This window comes from Novosphingobium sp. THN1, from assembly GCF_003454795.1.
Classification (GTDB): domain Bacteria; phylum Pseudomonadota; class Alphaproteobacteria; order Sphingomonadales; family Sphingomonadaceae; genus Novosphingobium.
In genome coordinates this window covers 773,617-787,561 of sequence record NZ_CP028347.1, presented here as the reverse complement: position 1 = coordinate 787,561, position 13,945 = coordinate 773,617, and the positions used below count along the sequence as shown (strand labels likewise).

The 13,945-nt window shown below is 64.7% G+C and carries 10 protein-coding genes and 3 pseudogenes; 6 read left to right on the top strand and 7 right to left on the bottom strand.

All coding sequences use genetic code 11. The annotated features are described in order from the left end of the window. Window positions 1-9 precede the first annotated feature (9 nt). Window positions 10-1,443, top strand: a complete 1,434-nt coding sequence (locus C7W88_RS03900; protein ID WP_118072561.1) for a glutamate synthase subunit beta — start codon at window positions 10-12, stop codon at window positions 1,441-1,443. A gap of 160 nt (window positions 1,444-1,603) precedes the next feature. Here C7W88_RS03900 and C7W88_RS03895 read toward each other — a convergent pair whose 3' ends face one another. Beyond that, window positions 1,604-2,932, bottom strand: coding sequence for a hemolysin family protein (locus tag C7W88_RS03895; protein ID WP_118072560.1), 1,329 nt, complete (start codon window positions 2,930-2,932; stop codon window positions 1,604-1,606). A gap of 178 nt (window positions 2,933-3,110) precedes the next feature. Between C7W88_RS03895 and C7W88_RS03890 the strand changes: the two genes are divergently transcribed. Next, window positions 3,111-3,803: an OmpA family protein gene (locus C7W88_RS03890; RefSeq protein ID WP_118072559.1), complete on the top strand. Its 693-nt coding sequence runs from the start codon at window positions 3,111-3,113 to the stop codon at window positions 3,801-3,803. Between the two features lie 126 nt (window positions 3,804-3,929). Beyond that, window positions 3,930-4,925 (top strand): aldo/keto reductase, encoded by a 996-nt coding sequence (locus tag C7W88_RS03885; protein WP_118072558.1) that lies wholly within the window; start codon window positions 3,930-3,932, stop codon window positions 4,923-4,925. Here the strand turns inward: C7W88_RS03885 and C7W88_RS03880 are convergent. Continuing rightward, window positions 4,922-5,697, bottom strand: a pseudogene (locus C7W88_RS03880) (3'(2'),5'-bisphosphate nucleotidase CysQ). The gene C7W88_RS03885 and the pseudogene C7W88_RS03880 overlap by 4 nt on opposite strands. 193 nt (window positions 5,698-5,890) lie before the next feature. On the opposite strand from C7W88_RS03880, the gene sucC reads away from it, so the two are divergent. The 3 genes and pseudogenes from sucC to C7W88_RS03865 all read left to right on the top strand — a co-directional run bounded on the left by sucC (window position 5,891) and on the right by C7W88_RS03865 (window position 8,925). Continuing rightward, window positions 5,891-7,090, top strand: coding sequence for an ADP-forming succinate--CoA ligase subunit beta (gene sucC, locus C7W88_RS03875; RefSeq protein WP_118072557.1), 1,200 nt, complete (start codon window positions 5,891-5,893; stop codon window positions 7,088-7,090). 151 nt (window positions 7,091-7,241) lie between these two features. Further along, window positions 7,242-7,994, top strand: coding sequence for an electron transfer flavoprotein subunit beta/FixA family protein (locus C7W88_RS03870; RefSeq protein WP_118072556.1), 753 nt, complete (start codon window positions 7,242-7,244; stop codon window positions 7,992-7,994). Further along, window positions 7,994-8,925 (top strand): annotated as a pseudogene (locus C7W88_RS03865) (electron transfer flavoprotein subunit alpha/FixB family protein). Before C7W88_RS03870 ends, C7W88_RS03865 begins: the two are co-directional and overlap by 1 nt. A 57-nt stretch (window positions 8,926-8,982) precedes the next feature. Here C7W88_RS03865 and C7W88_RS03860 read toward each other — a convergent pair. The 5 genes and pseudogenes from C7W88_RS03860 to C7W88_RS03840 all read right to left on the bottom strand — a co-directional run bounded on the left by C7W88_RS03860 (window position 8,983) and on the right by C7W88_RS03840 (window position 13,928). Next, window positions 8,983-9,450 (bottom strand): GNAT family N-acetyltransferase, encoded by a 468-nt coding sequence (locus C7W88_RS03860; RefSeq protein ID WP_118072555.1) that lies wholly within the window; start codon window positions 9,448-9,450, stop codon window positions 8,983-8,985. A 144-nt stretch (window positions 9,451-9,594) separates the two neighbouring features. Further along, entirely contained in the window at window positions 9,595-10,584 is a 990-nt protein-coding gene (locus C7W88_RS03855; protein ID WP_240344808.1) for an RDD family protein, read from the bottom strand. Further along, window positions 10,584-11,650 (bottom strand): annotated as a pseudogene (locus C7W88_RS03850) (stage II sporulation protein M). The gene C7W88_RS03855 and the pseudogene C7W88_RS03850 overlap by 1 nt, the downstream one beginning before the upstream one ends. Further along, entirely contained in the window at window positions 11,647-12,975 is a 1,329-nt protein-coding gene (locus C7W88_RS03845) for a DUF58 domain-containing protein (protein ID WP_118072554.1), read from the bottom strand. Before C7W88_RS03845 ends, C7W88_RS03850 begins: the two are co-directional and overlap by 4 nt. Continuing rightward, window positions 12,972-13,928, bottom strand: a complete 957-nt coding sequence (locus C7W88_RS03840) for a MoxR family ATPase (protein WP_118074559.1) — start codon at window positions 13,926-13,928, stop codon at window positions 12,972-12,974. Before C7W88_RS03840 ends, C7W88_RS03845 begins: the two co-directional genes overlap by 4 nt. Window positions 13,929-13,945: the final 17 nt, after the last annotated feature.

Here is a 13,945-nt window from a genome sequence, read left to right as displayed (position 1 = left end):
TAGATTACAATGGGTAAGGCAACCGGCTTTCTCGAAATCGATCGTCAGGACCGCAAGTACGATGCGCCTGCCGAACGCCTGAAGCACTATCGCGAGTTCGTGATCCCGCACGACGATGCCGGCCTCAAGGGCCAGGCATCGCGGTGCATGAACTGCGGCATTCCGTACTGCCACAATGGCTGTCCGGTGAATAACCAGATCCCCGACTGGAACCACCTGGTCTACGAGAACGACTGGCGCGAAGCGCTGACCAATCTCCATTCGACCAACAACTTCCCCGAGTTCACCGGCCGCATCTGCCCCGCCCCGTGCGAGGCGGCGTGCACGCTGAACATCGTGGACCAGCCGGTCACCATCAAGTCGATCGAATGCGCCATCGTCGATCGCGGGTGGAAGGAAGGCTGGATCGAGCCGCAAGTTCCTGCGAAGAAGACCGGCAAGTCCGTCGCTGTCGTCGGCTCCGGCCCGGCCGGCATGGCGGCTGCCCAGCAGCTGGCCCGCGCCGGTCACTCGGTGACGGTGTTCGAGAAGAACGACCGTATCGGCGGCCTGCTGCGCTACGGTATTCCTGACTTCAAGATGGAAAAGACCCACATCAATCGCCGCGCGATGCAGATGGAGGCCGAAGGCGTCCAGTTCCGCACCAGCGTGGAAGTTGGCGTGACGGTCTCCTTCGCGAGCTTGCAGGAAAACTTCGATGCCGTCGTGCTGGCAGGCGGTGCGGAAGATCCGCGCGGCCTCAACATCCCCGGCGCCGAACTTCCCAGCGTGCGCATGGCGATGGAATTCCTGACCCAGCAGAACAAGCGCAACGCCGGCGACGACGAACTGCGCGCCGCCCCGCGTGGGTCGCTCACGGCCACCGGCAAGCATGTCGTCGTGATCGGCGGCGGTGACACCGGCTCTGACTGCGTCGGCACCTCGAACCGCCAGGGTGCCGCTTCGGTCACCCAGCTCGAGATCATGCCCAAGCCGCCCGAGAAGGAAGACAAGGCACTGAGCTGGCCGAACTGGCCGCTCAAGCTGCGCACTTCGTCGAGCCACGAGGAAGGCTGCGAGCGCGAGTTCGCCGTGCTGACCAAGCGCGTCGTAGGCGAAAACGATGTGTCCGGCCTCGAATGCGTCCGCGTCGAGTGGGTCGATGGCCAGATGCAGGAAGTGCCCGGCAGCGAGTTCGTGCTCAAGGCCGACTTGATCCTGCTGGCCATGGGCTTCGTCGGCCCGCGCAAGCAGGGCCTGCTCGAACAGGCCGGCGTAGAGCTGGACCCGCGCGGCAACGTCAAGGGCAACGTGGTCGACTACAAGACCAGCGTCGACAACGTCTTTGCCTGCGGTGACATGCGCCGCGGTCAGAGCCTCGTCGTATGGGCAATCCGCGAAGGCCGCCAGTGCGCTCGCGCAGTCGACCAGGCTCTGATGGGCGTCAGCGAACTGCCGCGCTGATCCACAGGCAATAACTTAAAGGAAAAGGGGCGTCCGCAGGGCGCCCCTTTTTCGTTGGTATCCTTCGACAGCCTCAGGATGAGCGGACGCTGGAGGTGTGGCGCGATTGTTTCAGAATAGCCCGCTCATGCTGAGCTTGTCGAAGCATCTGGCGTGAGCTTCAACCGTCGCCTTCGGGCGCCACCGCAGGCATGGCTTTTGTGCGGCACACCAGCAGCTTGTCGATCTTGCGACCGTCCATGTCGACCACCTCAAATCGCCAGCCCTGATCGTGGAAATGCTCGCCCTCGTTGGGCAGCTTCTTGAGCACCGAAAGACAGTACCCGGCCGTGGTTGCAAATTCGCGGTCGTCAGGCAGGTCCAGCCCGAGCCGGTCGGCCAGTGCATCGGCGGGCAGGGCGCCCGAGATCAGCAACGACCCGTCCTCGCGCTCGACCACCATCGGTTCGTCACCGGCATCGGAATGGCCGACAAAGTTGCCTGCAATGGCCGCCAGCAGATCGGCGGGCGTGACGATGCCCTCAAGATGGCCATATTCGTCATGGACCAGCGCAATCGCCACTTCGGCCTGCTGGATCATGCCGAGCGCATCCATCGTGTCGAGCTGATCGGGCACGATCGCCGGTTTCTTCATCAGGCGCCCGAGCTGCACCTTGCGCCCGCGCAGCAACGTCGAGAACACGTCGCGCACCTTCACCACGCCGACAATGCGATCGACCGACCCGTCCGCCACCAGCAGCAACGAGTGGGGACTGTCGTCTATCGCTTCACGCAGTTCCGCTTCGCTCGCCTTGCGCTCGATCCAGTGCAGTTCGGTGCGCGGCGTCATCACCTCGCGCACCGGCCGTTCGGCAAGGCGCATGATCCCGGTCATGATCGCCCGCTCGTCCTCCTCGATCACGCCCGATCGGGTGGCCTCGGCGAAGATCATGTGGAGTTCCTCGGCGGTTACCTCCTGCTCGGTCCCTTGCTTCAGCCCGAGCAGGCGGATGATCGCGCTTGAGGAATTGTCGAGCAGCCACACGAACGGCGCGGTGATCTTCGACATCAGCGCCATGGCCGGCGCCGCCAGCTTGGCGATGGGCTCCGCCGCGCGCAGCGCCAGTTGCTTGGGTACCAGTTCGCCAACCACGAGGCTGAGATAGGTGGTGATCGCAATGACGACAACGAAACCGGCATCGTCGGCATATTGCGCCGGAAAGCCCCATGCTTGCAGCCGCTCGGCCATCGGGCCGCCAAGGCTCGATCCCGAATAGGCACCGGCGATGATGCCCACCAGGGTAATGCCGATCTGCACGGTCGATAAAAATTTTCCGGGGTCGGCGGCCAGCGCAAGAGCAACCTTCGCGCCCTTGCTGCCGTCTTCCGCAGCCACCTTCAGGCGGGCAGGACGTGCCGAGACAATCGCCAGTTCCGACATGGAAAACAGGCCGTTGAGCACAACGAGGCCCAGGATCACGAAGACGTCAGACCATGGAAAAGGTGTCACGCGAAGGCCCCTAACAGATTTAGGACAAAAGGCGAATAGCGCATGGATTGTTCCTGAGGATCGCTTCGCCTGGGTTCCCGTTCGGGAACCGTTCAGTCGAAGTGGGCGTATTTCACCCTGTCAAAGCGGCATTGCGGCGCTAAGCTCGTGTCCGGATGCTGGTAAAAGGGGACAGGAAATGAAAATCCGTCGTGTTCTTATGTCGAGCCTGTGCGCGGTTTCGCTGGTCAGCTTGTCGGCCTGCGTCACCGATCCCAACACCGGCGAAAAGAAGGTTTCGCGCACGGCCATCGGCGGCATCGGCGGTGCGCTGGGTGGCGCCCTGCTCGGTGGCCTGATCGGCGGCAAGACTGGCCGTATCGTCGGCGCGGGCATCGGTGGCGTCGCCGGTGGCGTGATCGGCTACCAGAAGGACAAGCAGATCAAGGAACTGCGCGAACAGACCGCAGGCACCGGGGTGGATGTGACCGAAACCGATGGCGGCAATGCCATTCTGGTAAACCTGCCCAACGGCGTGACGTTCGACGTCGACAGCTCGACCGTGAAGCCGGCTTTCGGCGCCACGCTTGATCGCGTCGCCCAGTCGCTGGTCCAGTATCCGAACTCGCTGATCGACGTCTATGGTCACACCGATTCCACCGGTTCGGATGCCTACAATCAGGCCCTGTCCGAGCGCCGCGCTCGTGCGGTCGCGGATTACCTGACGTCGCGCGGCGTCGGCTATGCCCGTATCCGCAGCCAGGGTTTCGGTGAATCGCAGCCGATCGCTTCGAACGACACCGAGCAGGGCCGTCAGGCCAATCGCCGCGTCGAGATCAAGATCGTGCCGATCAGCCAGGATGACGTGAACCGCGCTCGCTCCGGCCAGTAAACGCTTGGAATCAAGCCAGCGGCGTCGCCCACACGGGCGGCGCCGTTTGCTATGTGGAACATACGATTGGGCGTTGACCGGTGCGGGCCTAGGCTGGCATCGGCTCTGGCAAAGGAGACCAGTTCGATGCCGATTCAGCGCCGCACCATCAATGGCAGCGAAACCAACCCGATCGGGCTGGGCTGCATGTCATTGAGCTGGGCCTATGCGGGCCGTCCCAGTGAGGAGGATGGCATCCGCCTGCTTCAGCACGCGGTCGACATCGGCTACGATCACTTCGACACTGCGCGCCTCTATGGCCTCGGCCATAACGAAACGCAGGTCGGCATTGCGCTCGAAGGCCGCCGCGACAAGGTCTTCCTTGCCTCCAAGATGGGCATCTTTGCCAGTGGCGAGAAGCGCGGCATCGATTGCCATCCCGATACGATCCGCAGCGAGCTCGAAGTGTCGCTCAAGCTGCTCAAGACCGATCACATCGATCTGTACTACATGCACCGGCGGGACTTCAAAGTGCCGATCGAGGATTCGGTGGGCGCGATGGCGGACCTCGTGAAAGAGGGCAAGATCGGCGGGATCGGCCTGTCCGAGATGTCGGCCGAAACCTTGCGCAAGGCAGCGGCCGTCCACCCCATTGCCGCAATGCAGACCGAATACTCGCCGTGGACCCGGCAAGCCGAAATCGCCGTGCTCGAGGCATGCAAGGAACTCGGCACCACCTTCGTTGCCTTCTCCCCGGTCGCGCGCGGCGTGCTGGCCAATGGCGTACGCGATCCGCAAGGCTTGCCCGATGGCGATATTCGCAAAGCCATGCCGCGTTTCACCGGTGAGAATTGGGAAAAGAACCTCGCGCTGGTCGATGCCTTCAATGCCATTGCCGCCCGCGAAGGCGTGACCCCTGCACAACTGTCGCTGGCGTGGGTGCTTTCGCGTGGCGACCATGTCGTCGCCATTCCCGGCACCGGCAAGATCGCCCATCTTGAAGAAAACATCGCGCGCTGGGACTGGGAAATTCCCGCGTCGGTTGCCGCGGAGGTCGATGATCTCATCAACCAGCAGACCGTGTCCGGCCATCGCTATGCCGGCGTCATGCTCCCGACAATTGACACCGAGGACTTCGCCTAAGCCAGTTTCGCCGCCCTGTCGGCCAGCCGCTCGACTGCAGCTGCGTGGATGGCGGGCGCGGTGACCAGCAGGCCGAAGGCGCGGGGGTCGCGCTTGTTATAATCAAGCGGCTTGCCGAATGCATCGGACACGACCGCCCCCGCTTCGCGCGCGATCAGCGTGGCAGCCGCGATGTCCCACTCGAAACCCCAGCGCAGCGTTGCCAGCAGGTCCGCTTCGTTGGCGCCGACCATCGCGATGCGCAGCGCGATCGAGTTGGGCTTGTCCACGGTCACCAGATCGGCGTCGGCCTTGGGCAGGCTGTCGGCCGGAACGCGCGCTCCCGCCAGCACGGTGCGCGTGCTGGCGTAAAGTTTGCTGCCATTCCGCTCCGCTCCCTGGCCCGCCACTGCGGACCAGTACTCGCCCCGGGCAGGCGCGCTCAGCGCCCCGATCAGCGGGCGCCCCTCGCTCACCAGCGCTACCGAAACCGACCAGCCTGGCCGGCCGCGCACGAAGTCGCGCGTGCCATCGACCGGATCGACCAGCCAGCACAGGCCGCGTTCCAGCCGTTCGGGGTGATCCACCGTTTCTTCGGATAGCCAGCCTGCCGAGGGGAGCAGGGCGCCCAGTTCGCGCTTCAGGAAAGCATCGACCGCAAGGTCTGCATCGCATACCGGGCTGCCCGGCGTCTTTTCCCACACTTGGGGGCGTGGCCATGTCCAGGCCATAGGCCCAGCGCCATGTCCCCGGCAGCGCGGACGATCTGGTGGAGGCGGTCATAGTCGATCATTCCGCGCCTCCGTGCACAGTGGTGAGCATAGTATCGTGCAATTGCGAGACGTTATCAAAGATAGCTTCGAGTCTCGCATTTACGCTCCTTTTCAAGCTCCCCGCTCTGTGCTTAAGGCATTCCGAGTCAAGCGCCAATGGCGGCGTATACCTTTGCGCCAGTGCGGCGCGCCTGTTCGAAACGGGGATAACGCATGAACGTCCATGAGTACCAGGCGAAGGAACTGCTTGCGAAGTTTGGTGTCGGCATTCCGGCGGGGATTGCGGCGCTGACGGTTGAGGAAGCGGTTGCTGCGGCCAAGCAGCTTCCGGGGCCTCTTTACGTGGTCAAGGCGCAGATCCATGCGGGCGGTCGCGGCAAGGGCAAGTTCAAGGAACTCCCGGCCGATGCCAAGGGCGGCGTGCGCCTGGCCAAGAGCGTCGAGGAAGTCGAAGCGTTTGCCAAGGAGATGCTCGGCAACACCCTCGTGACGGTGCAGACCGGCGAGGCGGGCAAGCAGGTCAATCGCCTCTACATCACCGATGGCGTTGATATCGCGAAGGAATACTACCTGTCGATGGTGGTGGACCGCGCTTCGAGCCGCGTTGCCATGATCGTCTCGACCGAGGGCGGCATGGACATCGAAGAAGTCGCTCACTCGACGCCGGAAAAGATCGCCACGATCACGATCGATCCGGCCGAAGGCTTCATGCCGCACCACGGCCGCGCTGTCGGCTATGCGCTCAAGCTCACGGGCGATCTTAACAAGCAGGCCGGCAAGATCGCCGAGCAGCTCTACAACGCCTTCGTCGCGCTGGATTGCGACATGCTCGAGATCAACCCGCTGGTGGAAACCAAGGACGGTAACCTCCTCGTCCTCGACACCAAGATGAGCTTCGATTCGAACTCGCTCTACCGCCACCCAGACGTTGTCGCGCTGCGCGACGAGACCGAGGAAGACCCGGCCGAGATCGAAGCGAGCAAGTACGACCTTGCCTACATCAAGCTCGACGGCAACATCGGCTGCATGGTCAACGGCGCCGGCCTTGCCATGGCGACGATGGACATCATCAAGCTGAACGGCGAATTCCCGGCGAACTTCCTCGACGTGGGCGGCGGCGCGACGACCGAGAAGGTCACCGCGGCGTTCAAGATCATCCTCAAGGATCCGGCGGTGAAGGGCATTCTCGTCAACATCTTCGGCGGGATCATGAAGTGCGACATCATCGCTGACGGCATCGTCGCCGCGGCCAAGGAAGTGAACCTGCAGGTTCCCCTCGTCGTCCGCCTCGAAGGCACCAACGTCCAGCAGGGCAAGGACATCCTCGCCAACTCGGGCCTGCCCATCGTCCCCGCAAACGACCTTGGCGATGCCGCCAAGAAGATCGTCGCTGAAGTCCGGAAGGTCGCCTGATCCTTCGACGGACTGCGGTTTGATCAAGGGGCGTCGGGCAACCGGCGCCCCTTTTCATTTGCCTGTCCCGTCGCCCACTTGCGCAGTTGACGTTTACGTAAGCGCGAATTATGCCGAGACCCACGGAATCAAGGAAAGGACGCTTAGGCCCATGAAAGCCCTGGTCTGCGTGAAGCGCGTGATTGACTACAACGTGAAGCCTCGTGTGAAGGCGGATGGTTCGGGGGTTGATCTTGCGAACGTGAAGATGAGCATGAACCCGTTTGACGAGATCGCGGTCGAGGAGGCCATTCGCCTGAAGGAAAAGGGCGTGGTGAGCGAGATCGTGGCGGTGTCGGTGGGCGTGGCCAAGAGCCAGGAAACGCTGCGCACGGCGCTGGCGATGGGCGCTGACCGTGCGGTGCTGGTGCAGGTCGAGGACGGCACCGAGGTCGAGCCGCTGGCCGTGGCGAAGATCATCAAGGGTATTGCCGATGAGGAGCAGCCCGCCCTGATCATCACCGGCAAGCAGGCGATCGACGATGACAGCAACCAGGTCGGCCAGATGGTCGCAGCATTGCTGGGACGGCCCCAGGGCACCTTTGCCAACGAGGTTTCGGTCGAGGGCGATGCGGTCGTCGTGAAGCGCGAGATCGACGGCGGCTTGCAGACCGTGAAGCTGGCGCTGCCTGCAGTGGTCACCACCGACCTGCGCCTGAACGAGCCGCGCTATGCCTCGCTGCCCAACATCATGAAGGCCAAGTCCAAGCCGCTGGCCACCCAGTCGCCCGCCGACTACGGCGTGGACATCGCCCCGCGCTTGAAGACGCTGAAAGTCTCCGAACCGCCGGTGCGCTCGGCCGGCATCAAGGTGCCCGATGTCGACACGCTGGTCGCCAAGCTCAAGGAAATGGGAGTAGCCTGATGTCCAAGGTTCTCGTTCTCGTCGAACACGACAACGCGTCGGTCAAGGACGCCACGCTCGCTGCCGTCACCGCTGCCAGCCAGCTTGGCGAAGTGACCGCGCTGGTCGCCGGATCGAACTGCGACGGCGCCGCAACGGCCGCCGCCCAGATCGCCGGCGTTGCCAAGGTGCTCAAGGCCGACGACGCATCGCTCGACAACGCGCTGGCGGAAAACGTCGCCCCGCTCGTCGCTGGCCTGATGGCCGACTACGACGCCTTCGTCGCGCCCGCCACGACCACCGGCAAGAACGTCGCCCCGCGCGTGGCCGCGCTGCTCGATGTCATGCAGGTCTCGGACATCCTCTCGGTTGAAGGCCCCAAGACCTTCACCCGTCCGATCTACGCCGGCAACGCCATCGCCACGGTCGAAAGCTCCGACGCAAAGCTGGTCATCACCGTGCGCGGCACCGCCTTTGCCAAGGCTGCAGCGACCGGTGGCAGCGCAGCGGTCGAAGCCATATCGGCCACCCCGACAGCGGCCTGTCGACCTTCGTCAGCGCCGAGATCGCCAAGTCGGAACGTCCCGAACTGACCAGCGCCAAGATCATCGTCTCGGGCGGCCGCGCGCTCAAGGACGCTGCCACGTTCGAGCAGGTGATCACCCCGCTCGCCGACAAGCTGGGCGCCGGCATTGGCGCATCGCGCGCCGCCGTCGACGCAGGCTACGTGCCCAACGACTACCAGGTCGGCCAGACCGGCAAGATCGTGGCACCGGAAGTCTACATCGCGGTCGGCATCTCGGGCGCGATTCAGCACCTTGCCGGCATGAAGGACAGCAAGACCATCATCGCCATCAACAAGGACGAAGACGCCCCGATCTTCGCAGTGGCCGACATCGGCCTCGTCGGTGACCTGTTCACGCTGGTGCCGGAACTCACCGGCAAGCTCTGACACCATCACACAAAACGCCACCCTGGAGTGTTTCCCCGGGGAAACACTCCAAATGGGTTAGTCGAGTTTCAGCGTCAGGCACTGGCTGAAATCGTCCTGCACGTAGTCGGCGAAAGCCTCACAATTGACGAAACCGTGTTTGCGGTAGAGCCCCAGAGCGGGTTCGAAGGCAGGGCCACGGCCAGTTTCCAGGCTTACCCGTCGGTATCCGCGCTGCAGTGCAATCGAAAGCAGGTGAAGCAGCACGGCTTCGCCAATTTTCTTTCCTAACCAATCACTTGCGACACGCATGGACTTCAGTTCGCCATGCGTGGCATCGAGTTCGCGGATCGCGCCCATCCCGGCCAGCACATCCCCGACCCACGCCGAATAGAAAGTGACGCCCGGTTGTCGCAGCTTCTCCACGGGCAGGGCGTGGACTTTGCAGGCTGGCGAGTTGGCATGCATGCCTGAAAGGTGGAGGGCGACTAGCTCACGGATCGCCTCTCCGGAAAGATCGTCTTCGATGATCGTGACGCGGTCCATTGGGTCCCTCCCTTCCAGTAACATTGACTTTTGAGCACGAACGGGCGCCATCTCGCAATGCTCGAGAAGAGCCGTGAAGGGGACGCTCAGCTCAAACGTATCATAACCGCCGATCAGTGGCGGGAGGTCGGGAGCAGCTTGGTATCAGGTGTGCTTGTCGGCCTTGCGACGGCCAAAGCGCATGCCGGTTTCGAGGCGGGCGCGCAGTTGGGCGTAATAGGCTTCGAGGAAGGCGCGCTCGTCACCGGCGCCTGCGTTCCAGCCGATCTTGCCGCAGATCGTGCGGGCGACATCCCGCAGCGCTTCTTCGCGATTTTCACGCAGCACGCGTTCGAGCACCTGCAGTTCGTATTCGCCATACACCGCCAGATCCGTATCGCTGAAGCGGTACTGCACGCCGGTGGTCTGCGAGACGCCGCGCGCGCCTTCTCCAACCGAGAGTGCCTGTTCCAATTTGCGCTTGGGCGCTTCGACTACCCAGGTCCCGGCGATCAGGTCTCCGCAGCGCAGCCTGTCGCGATTGAAGAATGGGAACAGCGCAAAGATTAGGAACCAGACGAGGCCCGACCATGCTGCCAGCTCGGTATCGCCGCCTTCGACCGCGGCGACGAAGATGAAGATCAGCGGCATGAACAGTTCTATGTCGCGCACGAGATTGCGGGCAATCACCGCTTCGGTGGTCAACCGCGCGCCGTCCTTGCCGCGTGCGCGGGCGGCGACGCGGATGCCGGTGATGCGTTTTCCCGGCGTGGCGCCGCGCGGGCCAAGTTCGAAGAACAGGAACCAGGCATTGCGAAACAGGAACACCACGATGATCCAGATGATGACCAGCGCCTGCACGGCGCGCCCGGCGGGGCTGTCGTCATCCTTGTAATTGATGCCCACTGCATCGGCGACATAGATAATGAGCAGCGAGGCACCGACGATCGCGCCGACGATCATGGCAAGATCGAGGAACAGTGCGGCAGCGCGCGCTCCGCGTGAGGCCAGGACGAAAGGCAGCGGCACGCCTTCAGGAGTGACGACCATGCGGCGGCGGCGGTCCTGAAGCACCTGCGGGGTGCGCGGCGCGGGCTTGCCGGTGCGGCGGAAAGGCAGGCGCATTGGAAGGCGCACTGGCAGACGGAGGGCCATCAGCGGGCCTCCCGGCGGTAGGCGAAGAAGTAACCGGTCCACAGCACCAGCATGAAGCCGCCGACAGTGAGGCGGGACGGCGTGGAATCGATCAGCTGCCTGGCGAAGCCTTCGAGCAGCGCTGCGACGATCAGCATGAGGACAACGCCGGTCATCACCTGCGCGGCCCGGCGACCGGCAGCAGCGGCGGCATCCATGACCGACATGTTGCCGGGGAAGGCCATGGCTCGGCCGATGTGGATGCCGGCTGCGCCCGCCAGCAGGATCGCGAACAGTTCGGTCGTGCCGTGAATGGCGAGCCAGCCGACGAAATCGAGCAGCAGCCCCTGCCCGTGGTAGAGCCACAGCATCGCGCCGAGCAGCGCCGTGTTGTGAACGAGCAGCAGCATCGTCGGCAGGCCGAAGGCGAAGCCCAGCGCGAAGCACATGATCGAGACTTGCGCATTGTTGCTGAACAGCCCGGCGGCAAAGACGCTCATCCCGTTCTGGTCCTGGTTGCCGAACAGGGTGCCAAGCAGGACTTCGCGGCTTGCGCCCGGTACGCGCACATCAGCCATGCCGCCGGGGACGAGCGAGTAGTACCATTCGGGGTCGATGCCACGAGCAGCCAGCCGACCGCAGTGCCCGCGACCATCAGCGCCAGCGCGGTCAGCAGGTCGACGCCGAGGCCGCGCACGCTCGCGCTCCAGCCGCCGCCGATGAAGCCGCGAAACCACGACCACAGCGAGGCGCGCGGGCCATAGACAAGGAACCAGGCGCGCTGGGTCAGCGCTTCGAGATAGGCGACGAGTGCTGCGTCCAGCGAGGTTTCGCGAGCGATCGAAAGGCTGGAAGCGGCGGTGCGATAGAGCGCCGGCAGGGCGAGCAGGTCCTCATCCGAAACGCCGCGCGTGTGCCCCGCCTCCATGCGCTTGAGCACGGCTTCGAGACGCTTCCAATCGGCTTCGCGTTCGAGGCGGAAGCGATCGGAGCGCAGGGCGGCTTGCTCTGCCGCAACGGCGGCCTCGGTTGGCCTGGCGAACCAGTTGCCGATCTTCTGGGCAATTCCTGTGGTGACAGCGTTCATCCGATGCGCCCCTCGCGCTTGATCGCGAGATAGGAATCGAGCAGCCGCGTGCCGATCTGGTCATGCGGCGCCTCGAGCACGCGCACGCCGAGGTGGCGCAGGCGCTGGAGCACGATCGCGCGCTGCCGTGACAATGTGGTGGCGGTGACGGCTTCGGCGACCGATTGCATGTCGGTTATGGTTGCGGTGGCAAGGCCTGCGAGTTCGGCATCGGCCATGACCACGAACAGTACGAGGTGGCGTTCGACCAGTCGGCCCACGTTCTCTACCATCAGCTCGGCGCTGGTCGGGTCGGAGAAATCGGAGAACAGGACGATCAGCGAACGCCGCTGCAGCCGCGCGGCAAGCGTCGACAGGGCGAGCGTGAAGTTTGGCTCGCCGGGGTGGTAGTCAAGCTGGGCGGCGGCGCGTTGCAGGCGGGTGAAATCGCGGCTGTCGGTGACGAAGGGTGTGGCAACTTCGGGGCGCGCGGCAAAGCCGAACAGGGCGACGCGGTCCTGCGCCTTCAATGCGACATAGGCGGTGGTGAGCGCAGCGGTGACGGCGCGGTCGATGCGGGGCAGGCCCTCGATCGGTTCGCACATCGCCTGCCCGCAATCGAAGGCGAAGACGATCTGGTTGTTGCGCTCGACCTCGTATTCCTTGGCGAAAAGGCGGGCATGGCGGGCCGAGCTTTTCCAGTCGATGCGGCGGCGGTCCATGCCCGGTTCGTATTCGGCGAGTGCTTCGAATTCCGTGCCTTCGCCACGGATGCGCCGCGCGATCAGGCCGAACTGGGCGTCGCGCAGGAAGATCTGCAGCGCCGGGCTGCGCACCGGGGCAATGTTGGGCCAGACGCGGACTTCGGCATCGAGATCGCGGGTGGCCTGACGGTGAGCGAGGCCGAGCGGGCCACTCCAGCGCAGCCACAGGCGGGTAAGCTGGCCAGTGCCGCGGCGGGTGGGGGTGATCGTGGTGGTGCCGCTCCAGGCCCCATCCGCAAAGGCGAGGGGCAGGGCAATGCGGCCGCCGTCGGCCAGGCGGGGGTCGCAGGCGATGGCAGCGTCCGGGCGGATGCCATTGCGGGCGCGGGCAAGCGAGGCAACGACTGTGAGAGTGGCCGGTTCGCCGACTTCGCTATCGGACGGGGCGTGGACCTGCACGTCCTCAAGTGTTCCGGCGAACAGGCCATCGAGCAGGATCAGTACGAGCAGTGCGCCGCCCAGCGCGGGTGCGGCGATCCATGCCGCGGGGGCCGCCGCCGCCACGACCAGCGCCAGCGGGGCGAGGCCCGCGAAGAGCAGGACCGCACGGCCCGAGGGCAGCAGGGCGGCAGGCTTGTTCAACGCGGGGCTTCCGTGCCTTCGACGAGGGCGGTGACGATGGCCTCGACCTGCTTGCCCTCGATCTCGGCCGCAGGGCTGAGCATCAGGCGATGGCGCAGGACTGCGGTGGCCAGCGCCTTTACGTCGTCGGGGATGACATAGTCGCGGCCATCGAGCGCGGCGCGGGCGCGGGCAGCGCCGGCGAGCAGCACGGCGGCGCGGGGGCTGGCGCCGACGACGAGATCACCGCTCTCGCGCGTGGCGCGGACGAGGCGGACGACGTAGTCGACAATCGATTCGGCCAGCGTGATCGAGGCGATGGCGCTTTGCGCGCGGCCAAGTTCTGCGGCGGTGGTGACTGCAACGACGCCGAGTTCGGCGGGCTTGGGCGTGCCCTTGCCTTCGCCATAGCGGGCGACGATGCGGGCTTCTTCTTCGGCCGAGGGGTAGCCGACGATGAGCTTGAACAGGAAGCGGTCCAGCTGGGCTTCGGGCAGCGGGTAGACGCCCTGGCTTTCGATCGGGTTCTGCGTGGCGACGACGGTAAAGCGTTCGGACAGGGCGTGGACCTCGCCGTCGAGGGTGACGCGGCGCTCCTGCATGGCTTCGAGCAGGGCCGCCTGTGTCTTTGGCGGGGTGCGGTTGATTTCATCCGCCAGCAGCAGTTCGTGGAAGATCGGCCCGCGCGTGAGAGTGAACTGGCTGGTCTGGAAATTGAACAGGTTGGACCCGAGGATGTCGCCGGGCATCAGGTCGGGCGTGAACTGGATGCGCCCGAAATCGAGGCCGAGAGCGGCGGCGAAGGTCTGGGCGAGGAACGTCTTGGCGGTGCCGGGAGGGCCTTCGAGCAGGACATGGCCGCCTGCGAATAGCGCGACGAGCAGGTGATCGAGCACATCTTCCTGGCCGACGATCGCCTTGCCGACTTCGGCGCGGATCCGGCCGGATAGTGCGCCAAGCTCGGCCAGGGACATTTCGGTGGTCGTCTCGG